We start from the raw sequence: 18,243 nt of genomic DNA, 5'->3' as shown, positions 1-18,243 counted from the left end.
GCCTATTCGGAATGAAAGGAGAACATCTTTTCTGGCCTTTCCGATCCGAATCACTACATTGGCCGCATGACTGACGGTTTTGACGACATACCCTTCTTCGACGACGAGGAACCCGCCCCGCGCAAGCCCGCCGAAGGCCGTGCCCCCGCCTCCACACCCGCCGCCGGCGGCCTGGGGCTCGCCGCCCGCGCCATGGCGGCGCGCGACCAGGCCCGTGTGCCTGACTATCTCGCCGGCCTCAATCCGGAACAGCGCGAAGCCGTGGAAACCCTGGACGGCCCGGTCCTGGTGCTGGCCGGTGCCGGCACCGGCAAGACCCGCGTGCTCACCACCCGCATCGCCCATATCCTGGCCACCGGCCGCGCCTTCCCCAGCCAGATCCTTGCCGTGACCTTCACCAACAAGGCCGCCCGCGAGATGAAGGAGCGCATCGGCATGCTCGTCGGCGGCGCCGTCGAGGGCATGCCCTGGCTCGGCACCTTCCATTCGATCGGCGTCAAGATCCTGCGCCGCCATGCCGAAATGGTGGGCTTGCGCTCCGATTTCACCATTCTCGACACCGACGACGTGATCCGCCTGATCAAGCAGATCATCCAGGCCGAGGGCATCGACGACAAGCGCTGGCCGGCCAAGCAGTTCGCCCAGATGATCGACGGCTGGAAGAACAAGGGCCTCGATCCCTCGCAGATCCCCGAGGGCGACGCCCGCGCCTTTGCCAACGGTCGCGGCCGCGAACTCTACGCCGCCTACCAGAACCGCCTGAAGACCTTGAACGCCTGCGACTTCGGCGACCTGCTGCTCCACCCGATCCGCCTGCTCCGCGCCAATCCGGACATCCTGAAAGACTATAACGAGCGCTTCAGATACATCCTGGTCGACGAGTACCAGGACACCAACACCGCGCAGTACATGTGGCTGAGGCTGCTGGCACAGCGGCCGGGCAAGAAAAACCCCTCCCCAACCCCTCCCCACAAGGGGGAGGGACTTCCCGCGCGGAACGGTCCAACCTCTCCTTCCAACGCGTCGCCCCTGGCAACCTCGTTCAACGATCAATCCGCTGGCGGCCTATCTGCTGGACCAGACGGGGCGGCGCGGCAGCAAAGCCCCTCCCCCTTGTGGGGAGGGGTTGGGGAGGGGTCTTCTTCTGACAGCGCCACCGTCAACATCTGCTGCGTCGGCGACGACGACCAGTCGATCTATGGCTGGCGCGGCGCGGAGGTCGACAACATCCTGCGCTTCGAAAAGGACTTTCCCGGCGCCAAGGTCATCAAGCTGGAGCGCAACTACCGCTCGACCGAGCATATCCTCGGCGCTGCCGGCCACCTGATCGCCCACAATGAAGGTCGCCTCGGCAAGACGCTGTTCACCGACCGGGTGAACCCGGACGACGAGAAGGTGGTGGTGCACGCCGCCTGGGACAGTGAAGAGGAAGCCCGCGCCGTCGGCGAGGAGATCGAACGGCTGCAGCGCGGCGATGCCGACGGCAGGAAGCACGCTCTCAACGACATGGCGATCCTGGTGCGCGCCTCCTTCCAGATGCGCGAGTTCGAAGACCGCTTCGTGACCCTCGGCCTCAACTACCGCGTCATTGGCGGCCCGCGCTTCTACGAGCGGCTCGAGATCCGCGATGCCATGGCCTACTTCCGCCTGGTCTGCCAGCCGGCCGACGACCTCGCCTTCGAGCGCATCGTCAACACCCCGAAGCGGGGCCTCGGCGACACCACCATCCGCACGCTGCATGACTATGCCCGTGCCCGCGACGTGCCTATGCTGGCCGCGGCCGTCGACCTGATCGAGACCGACGAGGTCAAGCCCAAGGCCCGCAAGGCGCTGTTCGACGTGATTCAACACTTCCGCCGCTGGTCGGAACTGCTTGAAACGGTACCCCATACCGAGCTTGCCGAGCAGATCCTCGAAGAGTTGGGCTATACCGACATGTGGAAGAACGACAAGTCGGCCGAAGCGCCGGGACGGCTGGAAAACCTCAAGGAACTCATCCGCTCGATGGAGGCCTTCGAGAGCCTGCGCGGCTTCCTCGAACACGTCTCGCTGGTCATGGACACCGAGCAGAATGCCGAGATGGACGCCGTGTCGATCATGACGCTGCATTCGGCCAAGGGGCTGGAATTCGAGACGGTCTTCCTGCCCGGCTGGGAGGAAGGCCTCTTTCCCCACCAGCGCTCGCTCGACGAAGGCGGCCGCTCCGGCCTCGAGGAGGAACGCCGCCTCGCCTATGTCGGCATCACCCGCGCCAAGCGTCGCTGCCACATCTGGTTCGTCTCCAACCGCCGCATCCATGGCCTTTGGCAATCGACCATGCCGTCGCGCTTCCTCGACGAACTGCCGGTCACCCATGTCGATGTTGCCGAAAGCGAACAGAACTATGGCGGCTACGGTCGCGGCGGCTACGGCCAGTCGCGCTTCGACAAGGCCGATCCCTTCGCCAACAATTATTCCACCCCCGGCTGGAAACGCGCCCAGGCCAACAAGTCGGACGCCACCCGCGACAACTGGGGCAACCGCTCCGGCCACGCCGTCGAGCGCATCGGCTATGGCGAGTCAGGCCCGAAGGCCCGCACTATCGAGGGCGAACTGGTGGCCAAGTCCACCACCACAGAACCTTCGCGATTCACCGTCGGCGACCGCGTCTTCCACATCAAGTTCGGCAACGGCAATATTTCGTCGATCGAGGGCAACAAGCTGACCATCAATTTCGACCGCGCCGGCGAAAAGCGCGTGCTGGACGGGTTTGTGGAGAGGGTTTGAGGGAGGCATCACCCGGACTGCGCTTTGGGCTACCCCCTCTGCCCTGCCGGGCATCTCCCCCTCAAGGGGGAGATCGAACGCTAACCGGCCCCGAGACGCCCGACTGGAAACAGGCCGACACAAACGCGTCCGCGCCGATCTCGGAAAACCTCACCCCCGCGCCTCTTGCCCCCGATGCAACCACATCAGTTCCATCTGAACGGCGGCCTGGAAATCCATGATCTCGGCCCGCATCTCCTCTTCCGGGCAGCCGAGCGCCAGAAGTTCGGCACCGAGCGCCCGGCACGTCGTGCGCCAGAAATCGACGGCGGCCGGGCCATGGCAATTGTCGAGTTCCACGGCCGAGCGGCGAACGAGGTCGCGGCGGCTGGCGAGCGGAAAGAAGGCAATGGACGGGGTGGCTTGGCCGATCATGGCGTCGTTACTCATGCGTTACATCCTCACGTTGACAAAACACCTTTAGAATCAACGTGGTTAATGTTCCGTTTCGCCCGACGTCCGAAGTCTCGCAAAGGGAAAGACACACGCCAGGCATTCGCGCCCGGAGGCCCGCCCGCCTGCCGAAAGTCGTCGCAAACACGCCTCACGCTGAGGTGTCCGGGCAACGCGAGGGCCTCGAAGCGTCCGGCCGCAGGCGCCGCCTCCCCGCCATCGCCCCAAATCCGGGGATGAAAAAACCGGAAACGACAACAAATTCAGCGCTGGCCTCCTTCATTCATCCCCGCCCTCTCGCCTCGATCTAAACTCATCGCGTTCCGTCGCGGATACACCACAAGGCGTTGTGGCGAGGCGGGGCCGGCGCGGGGTTTGGGGGAGAGACGCAAGATCCCAGGCTCCGGGTCCGCGGAAAATGGTCTCCCCCTGGCGACGTGGGGGCAAGGGTGAAGGCTTTGGACAGCCCAAACCCTTGCCGGCCCTGACAGCGCGCCGGGAGCGCCTGTGTGGCGTGGCATGGTGGTAAGACCGGGTTGTCGAGGGTGTGCGGGCGTCCGCCGGTGAAAAGCCGGGCCTGCCTGAAAAATCCCCGGCAAGGGCCGGCGCCGCAGAGAGATCGAAGTCGCGGGCAAAAACCGCCGAACGGGGCGCCGCAGGGTGTCATTTGTTTTTTACCTTACGAGGCAGCCTGAGGCGCCCCGTCCGCTCAAGTTGACCTTGAGCACAAGGAAATGCGAGCGAAACCGGAGGGCGAAGGCCTGGCCGGCGTTTCCGGCTGGGCAAGGGGCCGCCCCGCGTCGATCTCGCCCCTTGATCCCGCCGCGCCCCCTTGCCATCTTGCATCCGAATGAAAGGACGATGACCATGACGAAGGCCCTGCTGTTGATCGACATCCAGAACGGCTTCTGCCCGGGCGGCAATCTGCCGGTCGCCGACGGCGATCAGGTCGTGCCCGTCGCCAATGCGCTGATGAAGGACGGCCGCTACGACCTTGTCGTCGCCTCGCAGGACTGGCATCCCGTCAATCACGGCAGCTTCGCCTCGCAGCATCCCGGCGCCAAACCCTTCGACATGGGCGAACTCTCCGGCAAGCCGCAGGTGCTGTGGCCCCACCACTGCGTACAGGACACCTCGGACGCCGAGTTTCATCCCGGTCTCGACCTCTCGGCCATAGCCCACATACAAAAGAAGGGCGAGAACCCTGCCGTCGACAGTTATTCCGCCTTCCGCGACAACGACCGGGCCGCGCTCACCGGGCTTGCCGGCTACCTCAGGCAAAAAGGCGTCACCGAACTCGATGTCATGGGTCTTGCCACCGATTACTGCGTGAAATTCTCGGCGCTCGACGCCATCGACATGCTGCCCGGCGTCAAGGTCCGCTTCATCGAGGACGGCTCGCGCGGCATCGACCCGCAAGGCGTCACGGCAGCGATCGAAGAGATGCGCGCGGCCGGCGTTTCGATCGTCTCGAGCAAAGATATCCTCGGCGGTTGAGCTATCCTGGAGAAGCCATCCGGCCACGCCCGAAAACGCCCTTCCCCCTTCGGCCGATTGATTTCCCCGCCCATCCACGTTAGGGGACCGGCGCGCCATAGGGTATTGCGGAGGACCGATATGGAGACAGTCACCACCATCGCCGAACTGAGGGAGCGCCTTGGCCCCCACCGTCGTGCCGGCCGCGCGATCGGCTTCGTGCCGACCATGGGCTACCTGCACGAGGGACATCTCGCGCTGGTCGGCCGGGCGAAGGCCGAAAACGCGGTGACCGTCGTCTCGATCTTCGTCAATCCGCTGCAATTCGGCGCCAATGAGGACCTTGCGAAATATCCCCGCGACCTTCAGCGCGACAGCACCCTGCTCGAACAGGCTGGCGTCGATGTCCTCTTCGCCCCCGGCGTTGCCGACATGTATCCCCGGCCGATGCAAACCGTGGTTGACGTACCGAAGCTCGGCTCGGAACTGGAAGGCGCCGCCCGCCCCGGCCATTTCGCCGGCGTCGCCACCGTCGTTACCAAGCTCTTCAACATCGTCCAGCCCGACGCCGCCTATTTCGGCGAGAAGGATTACCAGCAGGTGGCGATCGTCCGCCGCATGGTGGAAGACCTCGCCCAGCCGGTCCGCGTCGTGGCCGTCCCGACCGTGCGCGAGGCCGACGGCCTCGCCTGTTCCTCGCGCAATGTCTATCTCAGTCCCGAACAGCGCGCCGCTGCGGTCATCCTGCCAAGGGCGCTCGACCAGGCCGCCCGGCTGATCCGCTCCGGCCTTGACGACGTCGCAACGCTCGAGGCGCAGATCGCCCAATTCATCCGCGCCGAGCCACTGGCTGAGCCCGAGGTGGTCGCCCTGCGCCACCCCGAGACCCTCGCCGAGATCGACACCGTCTCCGGCCCGGTCCTCTTGCTGCTCTACGTGCGCATCGGCCAGACGAAGCTGCTCGACAACCGGGTGATCGACATTCAATCCGAAAACGGCATGGAGGCCGCCTGACATGAGCACACCGCCCCGCCAGAAGCGGTTGACGCCGGCCGACATCACCGCCCTCAAGGGCGTCCGCCCCGCCGTCTGCCTTACCGCCTATACCACGCCCATGACACGGCTCTTCGATCCGCATTGCGACCTGCTGCTGGTCGGCGACAGCCTCGGCATGGTGCTCTACGGCATGGATACCACGGTCGGCGTCACCGTCGAGATGATGATCGCCCATGGCCAGGCTGTCATGCGGGGCGCCAGCCGCCCTTGCGTCATCGTCGACCTGCCGTTCGGCGCCTATCAGGAATCGAAGGAACAGGCCTTCCGCACCGCTGCCCGGATCCTGAAGGAAACCGGCTGCGACGGCGTCAAGCTCGAGGGCGGCGAGGAAATGGCCGAAACCGTCGCCTTCCTCGTCTCGCGCGGCGTGCCGGTGTTCGGCCATGTCGGACTGATGCCGCAGCAGGTCAACACCGCCGGCGGCTATCGCTCCAAGGGCCATAGCGATAAGGAAGCCGACAAGATCCGGCGGGATGCCCGCGCCATCGACGAGGCCGGCGCATTCGCCATCGTCATCGAGGGAACGGTCGAGCCACTCGCCCGCGAGATCACCGGCTCGGTCGCCGCCGCCACCATCGGCATCGGCGCCTCACCTGCCTGCGACGGCCAGGTTCTGGTTTCGGACGACATGCTCGGCCTGTTCAACGATTTCAAGCCGCGCTTCGTCAAGCATTTCGCCGACCTCGCGGCTGTGATCTCAAAGGCGGCGGAAGACTATGCGACGGAAGTCCGCGCTCGCAGCTTCCCCGGCCCGGAACATACGTTCCAGGTCCGGCCGAAGAAATAGCAGACATAGCAGACCCGGCAGACCCCGGGGCTCAGGTGCTGGGCGACTGCTCGAGCTGGTAGATCGCGTCGTTGATCGCTTCGATCTGGTTGGTGATGACGGCCTGGGCGTCGTAGAGGCCGCGGTTGTAGAAATGCGCGCTGATCTCGCCCGCGAAAAACTCCAACATGCCTTCCGCCTCGAAGCGCCCGACGTCGAGTTCGAATTCGGAAAGGAAATAATCCCTCACCCGCGCAACGATCGCCGCTTGATCTTCACTGGAAAAATCGAGTTTCGGCAAAGGTCCGTTCCTTGTGTTGTCCCCATCGTCCCGGAAGGTAGCAAACTAAGGCGACATGTCAGGGGAATCAATCGATCCATCAGGCTTATTTGTTTGCGATGCAAAGGGCTTGGCTCTATTGGCTCCTAACAAAACAGGGTAGGACGCAAGATGAATTCCGACTATACCGAGGGCCTGCGCGGCAGCGTGCCGATCCTCGTCTCCACGATCCCCTTTGCAGCCCTTTTCGGCGCCATCGCCGTCAGCAACGGCCAGACGGTCGCCGAGGCAACGCTGATGAGCGCGATCATTTTCGCCGGCGCAAGCCAGCTGGTCGGTATCGAATTGTTCGGCCATTCCGTGCCCGTCTGGGTCATCGTGCTGTCGATCTTCGCCGTCAACTTCCGCCACATCCTCTATTCGGCGGCGATCACGCCCTTCATCACCCATTTTTCGCCGGCCCAGAAGGCACTTTCGTTCTTCCTGCTGACCGACCCGCAATTTGCCCAGACACTGACACGCGGAGAGACCGGACGAAGCGTGTCCTTTGCCTGGTACATGGGTTTTGCCACGACGATCTATGTCGGCTGGGTCGGCGTCAGCGCGATCGGCGCCGGTTTCGGCAAGCTCATCGGCGACCCGAAATCGCTTGGCTTCGACGTCCTTCTGCCGATCTATTTCATGGGACTGGTGTTCGGTTTCCGCAAGCGTTCGAATTTTCTCGCCGTGGTCCTCGTCAGCGCCCTGGTCTCGGTTCTCGCCCAGCAGGTGGTCGGCTCGCCGTGGCATGTCAGCATCGGGGCGCTTGCCGGTGTCCTTCTCGCCGCGCTCCTGCCACCGAAGGCCGCCAAAGCCGCCGACGGCGCCGAAGCGGAGATCAAGGCATGAGCGAGCTCTTCACGCCCTACATGACCCTGCTGATCCTCGCCGGCGCGGCCGCCACCTACCTGACGCGGATCGGCGGCTATCTGCTGATCAGCCGGCTGAAGAGCGTGCCGCCGCGCGTCGATGCGGCGCTCAACGCCGTGCCGGCCGCAGTCCTCACCACGCTCGTCGCCCCGGCCTTCTTCTCCGGCGGCATCGACGTCAAGGTCGCCATGGCGGTGTCGCTGGCGATCGGCCTCGGCTTTTCCTCCATCCCCATGCTGATCGGCGGCTGGATCGCCGTGATGATCATGCGTCACCTGGTCGGCTGAAACGGCTCCGTCACGCGCTCCAGCCAGGCCCTGGCCTTCGCGTCGTGTACCAGCGGCATCAGCTCTTCGCGGGTCTTGGCATGGTAATCGTCGAGCCAGCGCAGTTCCTCGTCCGTCAGCAAATCCGTGACGACAAGATACTTGTCGATCGGCACATAGGTGAGCGTCTCGAAGCTCATCATCGGCATATCGCCACCCTCGACCGGCTCCAGTTCGCGGACATAGACGAGATTCTCGATGCGGATGCCGAAGGCGCCGGGCCGGTAGTAGCCGGGCTCGTTGGACAGGATCATGCCGGGCAGCAGTTCCTGGGTGGAAAGCCGCGAGATGCGCTGCGGCCCTTCGTGCACCGAGAGGAAGGAGCCGACGCCGTGGCCCGTTCCGTGGGCGAAGTCGGCACCGGCCTTCCACAGCGCGATCCGCGCCAGCGGATCGAGATCGCAGCCGCGCGTACCCTTGGGAAAGCGCGCGGTGCTGATGGCGATCATGCCCTTCAGCACCAGCGTGAAGAAGCGTTTCTGCTCGTCGGACACGGCGCCGATCGCAAGCGTACGGGTAATGTCGGTCGTGCCGTTGACATATTGCGCGCCGCTGTCGATCAGGAATAGCTCGCCCGAATTGAGGCTGCGATCGGTTGTGGTCGTGACGCGATAGTGGATCACCGCGCCATGCTCTCCGGCGCCGGCGATCGTGTCGAAGGAAATGTCCTTGAGCGGGTTCTGCATCCGCTCGCCGACCCGTGCCCGGGCCGCCTCCAGCGCCTTGGCTGCCTCGATTTCGGTGACGGTGCCGGGATGCTGATCGTCGAGCCAGGCCAGGAATTCGACGACTGCCACGCCGTCCTGCAGATGGGCCGCCGCCGAACCGTTGAGCTCGACGCTGTTCTTCACCGCCCGGGCGATTTTCGCCGGATCGGCGCCCGGCACGACCGTGCCGCCGTGGCCGCGAATGAGTTCGACAAGGGCAAAGGGCGCAAGTTCCGGGTCGACGAGGATGCGCTTGCCCTCGACCGCGAGCTTTTCCAAATGCGCGACCAGCATGCGCGGGTCCAGTTGCTTGCACAGCTGGCCGAGATAGGCCTCCGCCTCGATACCGGTCTTGCGCTTGTCGAGGAAGAGTTCGGCCGTCCCGTCGGCCCTGATGATGGCCCGCGCCAAAGGATGCGGCGTGTGCGGCACGTCGCTGCCGCGGATGTTGAAGATCCAGGCAATCGACGAAGGATCGGTAATCAGCGCCGCTTCGACCTGCTTGTCGGAAAGGTCGGCGGCGATCGTGGCGATCTTGTCCTTGGCGAGCACGCCGGAATATTCGATCGGCTGGATCACGACGGGACCGAGCGGCTCGGCCGGACGATCCGTCCAGATCGCGTCGAGCGGATTGGCGGGCAGGACGATGAGTGCACCGTCCTGCTCGGCGAGCGCCTTTTCCAGCCGCTGCACCTCCTGGCCGGTGTGCAGCCACGGATCTATGCCGAGACGGAAGCCCTTGTGCGCATGCTTGGCGATCCACTTGTGCGGCGGCTCGCCGACCAGATCGCCCGGCGTGAAAACGGCGGGATCGACCTGTTCGGCCAGTTGCGTCACATAGCGTCCATCGACGAAGACGATCGCCTTTGCCGTGGTGATCAGCGCCTGGCCAGCCGATCCGGTGAAACCAGTGAGCCAGGACAGCCGCTCGGCGGATGCCGGCACATATTCCCCCTGATATTCATCGGCGCGCGTCACAAGGAAACCGTCGATACCAAGCTCGTCAAATCGCGCCCGGAGCGCCTCGACCCGCTCGCGGCCGAACTCAGGGGTAGAGGTGACATCGAATGACTGGAACATGGCAGGCGCTTCCTCGGGATTAGAATCTGGAACGATCCTTATAGCAAGCCGTGCCGATCCTGCACCATTCCAAAAGCCCGCAGGCGCGCCGCGCCCTCACTGATGCTGCAGTGCGCCACAAGAGAGGCATCGCGCCTAATTTCTGGTCAAACAATCGGCAACATGGGCAAAAATATGCCCCACTCATGCGCCAAACGCATAACACCCATGTAGCAAGCCCTATCACTCAAAGCGTTTGCAGCGCCTATATTGCATTTAACGAACAAGTAATCGCAACCACTGCAAGGAACATGGCAATGGCAAACACCTTCTTTCGCAATGCCTTTCAGCGCTTCGTGGCAGCACGTGAACTGCAGGCGAACCGCTACATCAACGGCGCCTTGATGAACCTCGACGACGAAACCCTGAAAAACCTGGGAACGACCCGCGAAGAACTGCGCCGCAAGGGCATCCGCGCTTCGGCCTTCTGAGCCTCGACTGCCGGACAGGCGGAATAGGCAGTGCAACGACATCAAATACCTGCTGGTAGCTCTCCTCCCAAAGCTCGCAGGTCCCGATCAGGCAACTGATCTGAAAAAGGCGGCATCCCGGATGCCGCCTTTTTTGATTTCCTGTTGCGCGCCTGCCATGCATTTTGCGCAATTGTGCAGCGCGAAAGAGTCCGGCCTTAAACCAGCCCTCGGCCGTGCCGCAGATGGAGCGTCACCCAGCCATTGCGCCAGATGGTCTTCACATGCGCGAGGCCAGCTCCATTGTAGGCGGCAATGACCTTCCAGCGCTGGCTTGCGAGAATCCCCGAGAGAATAACGGAGCCGCCGGGCGCCAGATGCACGGCGAGTTGCGGCGCCATCTTCATCAGCGGGCGGGCGAGAATATTGGCGATGATCAGATCGAACGGTCCGTATTGGCCAAATGCGGTCGAATGGAAACCGGGCGCGACGCGGAACTCGATCCCCTCGATGAGGCCATTGCTGCGTGCATTTTCTCTGGCGACGCGCACGGCGACGGGATCGATGTCGGTTGCAAGCACGGGGATGTGCTTCAACTTGCGCACCGCGATCGCCAAGACGCCGCTGCCGGTGCCGAGGTCCAGCGCATTGCGCACCTTCCGCGACCGCACCACCTCGTCGATCACCTCCAGGCAGCCGGCCGTGGTCCCGTGATGGCCGGTGCCGAAGGCCTGGCCGGCCTCGATCTCGATCGCCAGATCGTTCACCCGCACCTTGTCGCGGTCATGCGAGCCGTGGACGATGAACCGCCCTGCCCGGACGGGCTTCAGCCCCTCGAGCGACTTGGCGATCCAGTCGATGTCCGGCAGCACTTCCCTCTCGATGGCGAGATCGGCAAAATCGACGGCAAACAGGTCTTCGAGCCGGACGCGGATCTCGTCCTCCTCGTCGGTCATCATGTAGACGGAGGCTTCCCAGACATCGTTCTTCTCGTCCACCTCGGTGGTGGCAATCGCCAGATCCTCTTCACCGAAGCACAGCGTCATCAGATCGAGGATTTCCGTCGCCCGCGCTTCGGTCGTGCTTACATAGAGGCGGATTTCACTCACGGTCGGTCATCCTGTCGCAAAGGGAGAGAGCGGGACCGCGCTGAAACGCCGCCCGGCGCTGGCGCCTGCGGTACAACGCGACGCCGCCAATGGCAACAGGTGAGCAATCAGAACGCGTCCGCAGTCAGCCCTTGGCGAGGTTCTCGAGCTTCTTGATCGCCACGTCCGGATTCTCGCCATAGGAGATGGTGCCGACAAAACGCCCCTCCTTGTCGAGCAGGAAGACCGAAGCGGTGTGGTCCATGGTGTAGTCGCCATTCGGATCCTTCTCGTCGAGCGGGATCTTCTTGGCATAGACGCGGAAGCCTTTGACGACCTCGCCCACCTTTTCCGGATCGCCAGCAATGCCGATCACGCGGTCAGTGACGTTCGAAATATAGCCGCCGAGCATTTCCGGCGTATCGCGCTCCGGATCCACCGTGACGAAATAGGCCTGTAGTTTCGTCTTGTCGGGATCGACCTTGGTCAGCCAGCCATTCAGCTCGAACAGCGTCGTCGGGCAGACCTCGGGGCAGTGGGTGAAACCGAAGAACAGCGCCGTCGGCTTGCCGCGGAAGGCCTGCTCGGTGATCGCCTGGCCGTTCTGGTCGACAAGCGTGAACGGCACGCCGAACGGCGCCTCGGCGATCTTGTCCTTGGTGTCGGTGACCGCCAGCGTCAGCCAGCCGAGCACGCCGGCAAGCACGACGACGCCGGCCCAGAGAATAATGCGCAAAGTCTTCATCGAAGGTCAGATCCCTTTGGAACGACGGCAGGAAGGTATCTGCGGATACGTCGATCCGTGCCGAAGTGCAAATCAACTCGCCGTTTCAGCGTCCGGGCGCGCCGTTTTGTCCCAGGAGCCCGGCATAAATGTGGCCTAGAGGCAGGAGGAGAGGCCGTTCTCGGCGTAGGTCAGCACAATATCAGCGCCGAATCGCATCCAGCCGGCAAACACGGCAGCAGAGAGCAGACCCGCACCGGCAAGCAGGGCGGCGATCAGCAAGGCATTCAGCGGCTTGGGCGCAATGTGGTCCATTCGCCATACATAATGGGGGCCTTGCGCCTGTGAAAGGGGAAAGTTTTTGCCGACCGCAAGAAACTTGATGAATAACAAGGATTTTCTGCCAGCCTGCATCCATTCTGTGATTCAACCGAATGTCTTGGGAGGGACGAATGGAGGAACAGGTCATTCCGGCGGCACAGCAGCCCAAGATGCGGATCAATCGACTTGAGATGAAGGACGTGACGGGGGCACTCGCCGACGGTATGGGGGACTTTCGACGCTATCCGATGTTCGGCCTGTTCTTCGGTGGAATCTATGTCCTCGGCGGCATTTTCATCGTCACCGTGCTCAGCCTCTACCATCAACCCTGGATGATCATTCCGGTTGCCATCGGCTTCCCGTTGATCGGCCCCTTCGTCGCGGTCGGTCTCTACGAGATCAGCCGGCGTCACGAGCGTGGCGAGCCGATCAGCTGGCGCGGCGTGCTGACCGAAGTGTTCCGGCAGCGGGAACGCCAGCTCTCCTGGATGGCATTCGCGGTCCTCTTCGTTTTCTGGATCTGGATCTACCAGGTGCGGCTGCTGCTCGCCCTCTTCCTCGGCTTCAAGATCCCCGCCTCGCTTGCTGCCTTTGTCACGGTGGTGACGACCACGCCCGAGGGCATATTCTTCCTGCTGGTCGGCACGGTGGTTGGCGCTGTAATCGCCACCGTGCTCTTTTCGCTGACCGTCATCTCCATGCCGTTGCTGCTCGACCATGACATCGATTTCGTCACGGCCATGCTGACCAGCATCCGCACGGTCGTCGAAAATCCCGCACCGATGCTCGTCTTCGGTCTGGTCGTCGCGGTGACGGCATTCCTCTCCCTGCTGCCGTTCTTTGCGGGCCTTCTCGTCGCCTTGCCGGTGCTCGGCCATGCAACCTGGCACCTCTATCGGCGGGCAATCTCTGCCGTTTGAGATGCCCGGCCGGTCGGCAAGGGAAAGGACGCCCGGATTCCGGACGCGCAGCGCGAGACGCGTCTACATTATCCATTGCTTAACGGCTATTTGCCATTGTTCAATCGCGAGATGACCGGATCGGTCATTCGGACATAAGGTCCGCCGGAACAGCTGAACAATCTTCCTGGCCTCAGCATGCAAACGGAATTGTCGACGCCCTGCATCTGCCGACTGCGGGAGCGTCGACAAGGTCGCAGGGACATTCAACCGAAATGCTGTCGCCCGCGCCGCAAGCCAGGGTACCACAGTCTAAAACTGGGAAGTTTTGAACATGAACAATGCCATCAAGCAGTCCGGCGATCACCTGGAAATCGTGTCCTTTCACCTCGCCGAGCAGGAATTCTGCATCGACATCATGGCGATCCGCGAAATCCGCGGTTGGGCGCCCGTGACCCCGATGCCGCATACGCCGCCCTACGTGCTGGGTCTCATCAACCTGCGCGGCGCGGTGATCCCGGTCATCGACATGGCCTGCCGTCTCGGCATGAAGATGACCGAACCGTCGGAGCGCGCCGCCATCATCGTCACCGACATTGCCGGCAAGCTGGTCGGCCTGCTGGTCGAACAGGTTTCCGACATGATGACGATCAAGGGAGAAGACCTGCAGCCGGCACCGGAAATCATTCCTGAAGAACAGCGCGCCTTCTGCCGCGGCATCGTCGCGCTGGAGAAGTCGATGGTCTGCTTCCTCAACCTCGACACGGTTATCGCCGACGAGCTTGCCCAGGCCGCCTGATCGCCCCTGATACCTTCGATCTTCCCACCCATGACCCCGCTGACGCGGGGTTATGGGGCGTTTTTGCATGTGATTTGGTTGACTGTCGCGACAAGCCCCCCGCCGAAACGAATTGCGCCCCGGCCATGGAAAGCCCGGAGCGCAACCTTGTTCGGAGTTCGAGGCTGCAACCCCTCGATTGGCAAGACATGAACAGCAAACAAACGCATGGGGTGATGCACTCGTTTTCCGATGCCTTTTGCAAGCTTGCCAAACTTTAGCCTGCAGCGAAAGTGACGTCGCCGCAAAAAATGAACAATTGGCCAAGCTCAGGCTGACCAATTTTGGGCAAGACCGCACCACTTCGGCAAGGAACGGTTAACCAGAGCCCCTGCTATCCTAAGCGCTTAAGGCTTGCCCTTCGTCCAGGTGACGGGTTGGTCGAACAGCGGAACGGTCGAGATCGCCATTTTTGCCGAGCCATCCACCACCTGTCGCGAGTGGATCAGGTAGATCAGCGTATCGTTCGCCTTGTCGTAGATGCGATTGACGACCAGTTGCTTCCAGATCAGCGACATGCCTTCGCGGAACACTTCCTCGCCGTCCTTGGAAAGATCGATGTCACCGATCTCGATCGGCCCGGTCTGACGGCAGGCGATCGAACTGTTGGACGGATCCTCGAACCAGTTCCCCTTTGACAGCCGATCGATGATTGACCGGTCGAAATAGGTGACGTGGCAGGTGATACCCTTGATCTTTGGGTCCCTGACCGCCTCGATGACGATGTCGTTGCCGACCCAGTCGACGCCGACTTCCCCCACCACTTCAGCGCTGGCCGGTGCGGCAAGGGCGGCAAGGGCGACGGTGGCGGAAAGCGCAAGGGAGCGGATCGACATGGCAAATCTCCTGGGGTGACTGCAATCTAGATAAGCGCGGCAAGCGACCTTACAAGGCCGGCTCGCGCTTTCGGATGCGGCGCACCGAGCAGGCCTCGTAGCCGCCGCGGAACAGCCGGCCGGCGGCAATGCCGATCAGGCCCGGAAGTTCCGCGAGATGGGCAGCACCCGCCTCACGCGCCATGGCGATCGAGGCCAGCGCGCAGACGCGCGCATCCTCGGCGGCATTGTGGTGCAGGAAGCTGACGCCCAGATGGGCAGCGAGACTGTTCAGCCGATGCGAGCCGAGATCCGGCCACATGCGTTGGGCCATCTTGACGCTGCACAGATAGGACAGTTCCGGATAGGGCTGGCGATAAGCGTCGAGGGCGCTGCGCCAGACAGAAAAGTCGAAGGCGGCATTATGGGCGATCATCATGGCACCGGCGAAATCCTCGGCGAACTCGTCCATCACCTCGGGAAACTCGGCCGCATCCTCGACATGCTCCGGACGGATGCCGTGAATGGCGATGTTGAAGGGCGAGAACCGCATGGACTTCGGCCGGATCAGGCGCTCTTCGACCCGAACGACTTCGCCGTCCTCGATCCAGGCAAGCCCCACCGAACAGGCGCTGCCGCGTTCTTCGCTCGCTGTTTCGAAATCGATGGCAATGGTTTTCAAGGCTGGCGATTCTCCGAATGCGATGGTCCTTGTCTGGGTCATAAGGCTTCCCCGCAAGCTTGGCAAACACGACATATCCTCGCGGCCCGGCCCGACGACCGGGCTCTAACGCCCGTCTTCGCCCGCATTTCTCGCCTTTTTCAGCGCTCCCCCTATACAATTCAGCGTTTGCCGGATAGGAACACCGCAAACATACCCGCAATCGGCGGGCGCGGTGCATTGGCCCGCTCCAGACATCCAATTCGAAAGACTTAATTCCATGACAGAATTCAACGGCATCGTGGCGCCGATCGCAGAGGCATTGTCCAAGCGCGGTTATGCGACGCTGACCCCGGTGCAGCAGGCCATGCTCGACCCGGACCTCGAAGGCGCGGACGCGCTGGTATCGGCCCAGACCGGCTCGGGCAAGACGGTTGCCTTCGGCCTTGCCATTGCGCCGACGCTTCTGGCCGGCGAGGACCGCTTCGGCCGCGCTGGCGCGCCGCTGGCGCTCGCCATCGCGCCCACCCGGGAACTGGCCATGCAGGTCATGCGCGAGTTGGAATGGCTCTATGAGAAGACCGGCGCGGTCATTGCCTCCTGCGTTGGCGGTATGGACGTGCGCAACGAGCGCCGGGCGCTGGAGCGCGGCGCCCATATCGTCGTCGGCACGCCGGGCCGCCTGCGCGACCACATCACCCGCCGGGCACTAGACCTCTCCGGCCTGCGCGCCGTGGTGCTGGACGAGGCCGACGAAATGCTCGACCTCGGCTTCCGCGAGGACCTCGAATTCATTCTTGATGCCGCACCGGACGATCGCCGCACGCTGATGTTCTCGGCTACCGTGCCGCGCTCGATTGCAGACCTGGCCAAGAGCTACCAGCGCAACGCCAAGCGCATCGCAACGGTGTCGGAGCAGAAGCAGCATATCGACATCGAATATCGCGCCTTGACGGTTGCCAATCCCGATCGCGAGAACGCCATCATCAACGTGCTGCGTTTCTACGAAGCCCGCAACGCCATCGTGTTCTGCTCGACCCGCGCCGCCGTCAACCACCTGACGGCCCGGCTGCACAATCGCGGCTTCTCGGTCGTGGCGCTGTCCGGCGAACTGTCGCAGAACGAACGCACCCACGCGCTACAGGCCATGCGCGACGGCCGCGCCCGCGTCTGCATCGCCACTGACGTTGCCGCCCGCGGCATCGACTTGCCCGGCCTCGAGTTGGTGATCCACGCCGATCTGCCGACCAATTCGGACACCCTGCTGCACCGTTCGGGCCGCACCGGTCGCGCCGGCAACAAGGGCGTGTCCGCCCTGATCGTGCCGATGAGCGCAAGGCGCAAGGCCGAACGCCTGCTCGCCGGCGCCAACGTCCAGCCGACCTGGGTCCTGCCGCCGTCGGCCGACGACGTGCTGGCCCGCGACGACGAACGTCTGCTTGCCGATCCGGCCCTGTCGGAGAAGATCAACGAGGACGAAGCCCCGTTCATCGCCACCCTGCTTGCGACCCACGGCGCCGAGCAGGTGGCCGCCGCCTTCCTGCGCCTGCAGCGCGGTAATCGTTCCGCCCCGGAAGACCTGATCCCGGTCAACCTGGAGGCCGGAGCCAAGCGCCGCGAGCCGGACTATGCCAATCCATCGAGCGCCGCGACCAAGCCGCGTTCGGATTTCGGCGGCAGCACCTGGTTTTCGCTCTCGGTCGGCCGCCGGCAGAATGCCGAGCCGCGCTGGCTGATCCCCATGCTGTGCCGCAACGGCAACATCACCAAGGCGGTGATCGGCGCGATCAAGATGCAGCCGGAAGAGACATTCGTCGAGATCGCCGAAAACGGCGTCGAGGGCTTCCTCGCCGCCCTCGGCCCGAACAAGACGCTGGAGCGCGGCATCGTCGTCAAGCGTCTCGACGGCACGCCGAACTTCAACGCCCCGCCGAAGGAGCGCCCGGCCCGCGACGCCAAGCCATTTGCCGAGAAAAAGCCGTTCGGCGACAAGAAGCCTTACGAAGACAAGAAACCCTACGGCGATAAGCGTGCCATAGACGACAAGAAGCCTTGGGCCGACAAGCCCGCCCCGGCGGCGACGCGTAACCTGCCCGACGACCTGGCCAAGGCCGATGCCGAAGTCTGGGGCGACGTTCCGGCCAAGCCCGCCCGCGACGAATGGAGCAGTGAAAAGCCCGCCTTCAAGAAGAAGCCGAAGGGCGCCTCGAACGCCTACGACAAGCCAGCCAAGCCTGACTGGGCCGGAAAGCCCAAGGGCGACAAGCCCGTCTATGCAGCGAAGAACGACAAGCCCGCTTATGCAGCAAAGGGTGACAAGCCGGCCTATGCAGGCAAGCCCAAGGGCAAGTTCGACGATCGCGGCCCGGCAGCGGGTGCGAAGAAGAAGAGCTTCAAGCCGAAGGGCTGATTTCCGCTCGCATGTGACGTCATTGCAAGGCCCGTGCATTCCCATGCGCGGGCCCTATCGTTTGCCGCGTCGCCCGCCCGGCGCGGCAAAGGCTGCGATCGTGCAATTGCCCCTCACCCCAACCCTCTCCGAGCAGGCGGGCAGAGGGAATCCCGAGCCGACCTCTTGCCCCGTGGTCCGTATCGCCAGACCCGCCCCCCGCCGTCCGCCGAGAGCGGCCATGGAACAATCGCCCCGCCT

Annotated in this window: 17 protein-coding genes and 2 pseudogenes; 11 read left to right on the top strand and 8 right to left on the bottom strand. The window is 63.5% G+C overall.

Annotated elements, in window-relative coordinates; translation table 11 throughout:
• Positions 1 to 66: 66 nt before the first annotated feature.
• Together ACWPVA_RS04720 and ACWPVA_RS04715 are read left to right on the top strand one after the other, a co-directional pair.
• Positions 67 to 981 (top strand): annotated as a pseudogene (locus ACWPVA_RS04720) (ATP-dependent helicase); the annotation flags it as partial.
• Between the two features lie 174 nt (positions 982 to 1,155).
• Positions 1,156 to 2,766 (top strand): annotated as a pseudogene (locus ACWPVA_RS04715) (ATP-dependent helicase); the annotation flags it as partial.
• Between the two features lie 150 nt (positions 2,767 to 2,916).
• Here the strand turns inward: ACWPVA_RS04715 and ACWPVA_RS04710 are convergent.
• Positions 2,917 to 3,195, bottom strand: a complete 279-nt coding sequence (locus ACWPVA_RS04710) for a DUF6074 family protein (protein WP_454286576.1) — start codon at positions 3,193 to 3,195, stop codon at positions 2,917 to 2,919.
• An 870-nt stretch (positions 3,196 to 4,065) separates the two neighbouring features.
• Between ACWPVA_RS04710 and pncA the strand changes: the two genes are divergently transcribed.
• From pncA to panB, 3 genes are all read left to right on the top strand, one after another.
• Positions 4,066 to 4,695, top strand: a complete 630-nt coding sequence (gene pncA / locus ACWPVA_RS04705; RefSeq protein ID WP_454289528.1) for a bifunctional nicotinamidase/pyrazinamidase — start codon at positions 4,066 to 4,068, stop codon at positions 4,693 to 4,695.
• Between the two features lie 120 nt (positions 4,696 to 4,815).
• Positions 4,816 to 5,688, top strand: coding sequence for a pantoate--beta-alanine ligase (panC, locus tag ACWPVA_RS04700; RefSeq protein WP_454286575.1), 873 nt, complete (start codon positions 4,816 to 4,818; stop codon positions 5,686 to 5,688).
• Position 5,689: 1 nt separating this feature from the next.
• Positions 5,690 to 6,517 (top strand): 3-methyl-2-oxobutanoate hydroxymethyltransferase, encoded by an 828-nt coding sequence (gene panB, locus ACWPVA_RS04695; protein WP_454286574.1) that lies wholly within the window; start codon positions 5,690 to 5,692, stop codon positions 6,515 to 6,517.
• A gap of 31 nt (positions 6,518 to 6,548) precedes the next feature.
• Here the strand turns inward: panB and ACWPVA_RS04690 are convergent, their stop codons facing one another.
• Entirely contained in the window at positions 6,549 to 6,797 is a 249-nt protein-coding gene (locus ACWPVA_RS04690; RefSeq protein ID WP_454286573.1) for a DUF2164 domain-containing protein, read from the bottom strand.
• A gap of 150 nt (positions 6,798 to 6,947) precedes the next feature.
• On the opposite strand from ACWPVA_RS04690, the gene ACWPVA_RS04685 reads away from it, so the two are divergent.
• Positions 6,948 to 7,664, top strand: a complete 717-nt coding sequence (locus ACWPVA_RS04685; RefSeq protein WP_454286572.1) for an AzlC family ABC transporter permease — start codon at positions 6,948 to 6,950, stop codon at positions 7,662 to 7,664.
• Positions 7,661 to 7,972, top strand: coding sequence for an AzlD family protein (locus ACWPVA_RS04680; protein WP_454286571.1), 312 nt, complete (start codon positions 7,661 to 7,663; stop codon positions 7,970 to 7,972). The genes ACWPVA_RS04685 and ACWPVA_RS04680 overlap by 4 nt, the downstream gene beginning before the upstream one ends.
• Here the strand turns inward: ACWPVA_RS04680 and ACWPVA_RS04675 are convergent.
• Positions 7,957 to 9,798, bottom strand: coding sequence for an aminopeptidase P family protein (locus tag ACWPVA_RS04675; protein WP_454286570.1), 1,842 nt, complete (start codon positions 9,796 to 9,798; stop codon positions 7,957 to 7,959). The two genes, ACWPVA_RS04680 and ACWPVA_RS04675, sit on opposite strands and share 16 nt — an antisense overlap.
• Positions 9,799 to 10,094: 296 nt before the next feature.
• Here ACWPVA_RS04675 and ACWPVA_RS04670 point away from each other — a divergent pair, with 296 nt between their 5' ends.
• A complete protein-coding gene (locus ACWPVA_RS04670) occupies positions 10,095 to 10,268 on the top strand; it encodes a hypothetical protein (RefSeq protein ID WP_454286569.1) in 174 nt (57 codons plus the stop codon).
• 197 nt (positions 10,269 to 10,465) lie between these two features.
• Here the strand turns inward: ACWPVA_RS04670 and ACWPVA_RS04665 are convergent, their stop codons facing one another.
• The 3 genes from ACWPVA_RS04665 to ACWPVA_RS04655 form a co-directional block, all read right to left on the bottom strand.
• Positions 10,466 to 11,356 carry a 50S ribosomal protein L11 methyltransferase gene (locus ACWPVA_RS04665; RefSeq protein ID WP_454286568.1) on the bottom strand — a complete coding sequence of 297 codons (891 nt, stop codon included), beginning with the start codon at positions 11,354 to 11,356 and terminating at the stop codon, positions 10,466 to 10,468.
• Positions 11,357 to 11,480: 124 nt separating this feature from the next.
• The gene (locus tag ACWPVA_RS04660) at positions 11,481 to 12,080 is read right to left on the bottom strand and encodes an SCO family protein (protein WP_454286567.1); all 600 of its coding nucleotides are present in this window, start codon (positions 12,078 to 12,080) and stop codon (positions 11,481 to 11,483) included.
• 135 nt (positions 12,081 to 12,215) lie between these two features.
• Complete coding sequence (locus ACWPVA_RS04655; protein ID WP_454286566.1) at positions 12,216 to 12,374, bottom strand: hypothetical protein; 159 nt, start codon at positions 12,372 to 12,374, stop codon at positions 12,216 to 12,218.
• A gap of 137 nt (positions 12,375 to 12,511) precedes the next feature.
• On the opposite strand from ACWPVA_RS04655, the gene ACWPVA_RS04650 reads away from it, so the two are divergent.
• Positions 12,512 to 13,300 carry a DUF2189 domain-containing protein gene (locus ACWPVA_RS04650; RefSeq protein WP_454286565.1) on the top strand — a complete coding sequence of 263 codons (789 nt, stop codon included), beginning with the start codon at positions 12,512 to 12,514 and terminating at the stop codon, positions 13,298 to 13,300.
• A 313-nt stretch (positions 13,301 to 13,613) separates the two neighbouring features.
• Positions 13,614 to 14,078 carry a chemotaxis protein CheW gene (locus ACWPVA_RS04645; protein WP_454286564.1) on the top strand — a complete coding sequence of 155 codons (465 nt, stop codon included), beginning with the start codon at positions 13,614 to 13,616 and terminating at the stop codon, positions 14,076 to 14,078.
• A 386-nt stretch (positions 14,079 to 14,464) separates the two neighbouring features.
• Here ACWPVA_RS04645 and ACWPVA_RS04640 read toward each other — a convergent pair whose 3' ends face one another.
• Positions 14,465 to 14,953, bottom strand: a complete 489-nt coding sequence (locus tag ACWPVA_RS04640; protein ID WP_454286563.1) for a CreA family protein — start codon at positions 14,951 to 14,953, stop codon at positions 14,465 to 14,467.
• 49 nt (positions 14,954 to 15,002) lie between these two features.
• On the bottom strand, positions 15,003 to 15,614 hold the full coding sequence (locus tag ACWPVA_RS04635) for a 3'-5' exonuclease (protein WP_454289527.1): 612 nt from the start codon (positions 15,612 to 15,614) through the stop codon (positions 15,003 to 15,005).
• A 259-nt stretch (positions 15,615 to 15,873) separates the two neighbouring features.
• On the opposite strand from ACWPVA_RS04635, the gene ACWPVA_RS04630 reads away from it, so the two are divergent.
• Positions 15,874 to 18,003 (top strand): DEAD/DEAH box helicase, encoded by a 2,130-nt coding sequence (locus ACWPVA_RS04630; protein WP_454286562.1) that lies wholly within the window; start codon positions 15,874 to 15,876, stop codon positions 18,001 to 18,003.
• Positions 18,004 to 18,243: the final 240 nt, after the last annotated feature.

This window comes from Rhizobium arsenicireducens (assembly GCF_964021225.1).
This window is presented reverse-complemented; position numbering and strand designations above follow the sequence as displayed.

What these genes read in the sequence shown, in the direction of transcription:
- ACWPVA_RS04660 (WP_454286567.1), bottom strand. Translation starts at nt 12,080, where the DNA reads ATGAAGACTTTGCGCATTATTCTCTGGGCCGGCGTCGTCGTGCTTGCC.
- ACWPVA_RS04650 (WP_454286565.1), top strand. Translation starts at nt 12,512, where the DNA reads ATGGAGGAACAGGTCATTCCGGCGGCACAGCAGCCCAAGATGCGGATC.
- ACWPVA_RS04710 (WP_454286576.1), bottom strand. Translation starts at nt 3,195, where the DNA reads ATGAGTAACGACGCCATGATCGGCCAAGCCACCCCGTCCATTGCCTTC.
- panC (WP_454286575.1), top strand. Translation starts at nt 4,816, where the DNA reads ATGGAGACAGTCACCACCATCGCCGAACTGAGGGAGCGCCTTGGCCCC.
- ACWPVA_RS04655 (WP_454286566.1), bottom strand. Translation starts at nt 12,374, where the DNA reads ATGGACCACATTGCGCCCAAGCCGCTGAATGCCTTGCTGATCGCCGCC.
- ACWPVA_RS04670 (WP_454286569.1), top strand. Translation starts at nt 10,095, where the DNA reads ATGGCAAACACCTTCTTTCGCAATGCCTTTCAGCGCTTCGTGGCAGCA.
- ACWPVA_RS04675 (WP_454286570.1), bottom strand. Translation starts at nt 9,798, where the DNA reads ATGTTCCAGTCATTCGATGTCACCTCTACCCCTGAGTTCGGCCGCGAG.
- ACWPVA_RS04640 (WP_454286563.1), bottom strand. Translation starts at nt 14,953, where the DNA reads ATGTCGATCCGCTCCCTTGCGCTTTCCGCCACCGTCGCCCTTGCCGCC.
- ACWPVA_RS04680 (WP_454286571.1), top strand. Translation starts at nt 7,661, where the DNA reads ATGAGCGAGCTCTTCACGCCCTACATGACCCTGCTGATCCTCGCCGGC.
- ACWPVA_RS04645 (WP_454286564.1), top strand. Translation starts at nt 13,614, where the DNA reads ATGAACAATGCCATCAAGCAGTCCGGCGATCACCTGGAAATCGTGTCC.
- pncA (WP_454289528.1), top strand. Translation starts at nt 4,066, where the DNA reads ATGACGAAGGCCCTGCTGTTGATCGACATCCAGAACGGCTTCTGCCCG.
- ACWPVA_RS04685 (WP_454286572.1), top strand. Translation starts at nt 6,948, where the DNA reads ATGAATTCCGACTATACCGAGGGCCTGCGCGGCAGCGTGCCGATCCTC.
- ACWPVA_RS04630 (WP_454286562.1), top strand. Translation starts at nt 15,874, where the DNA reads ATGACAGAATTCAACGGCATCGTGGCGCCGATCGCAGAGGCATTGTCC.
- panB (WP_454286574.1), top strand. Translation starts at nt 5,690, where the DNA reads ATGAGCACACCGCCCCGCCAGAAGCGGTTGACGCCGGCCGACATCACC.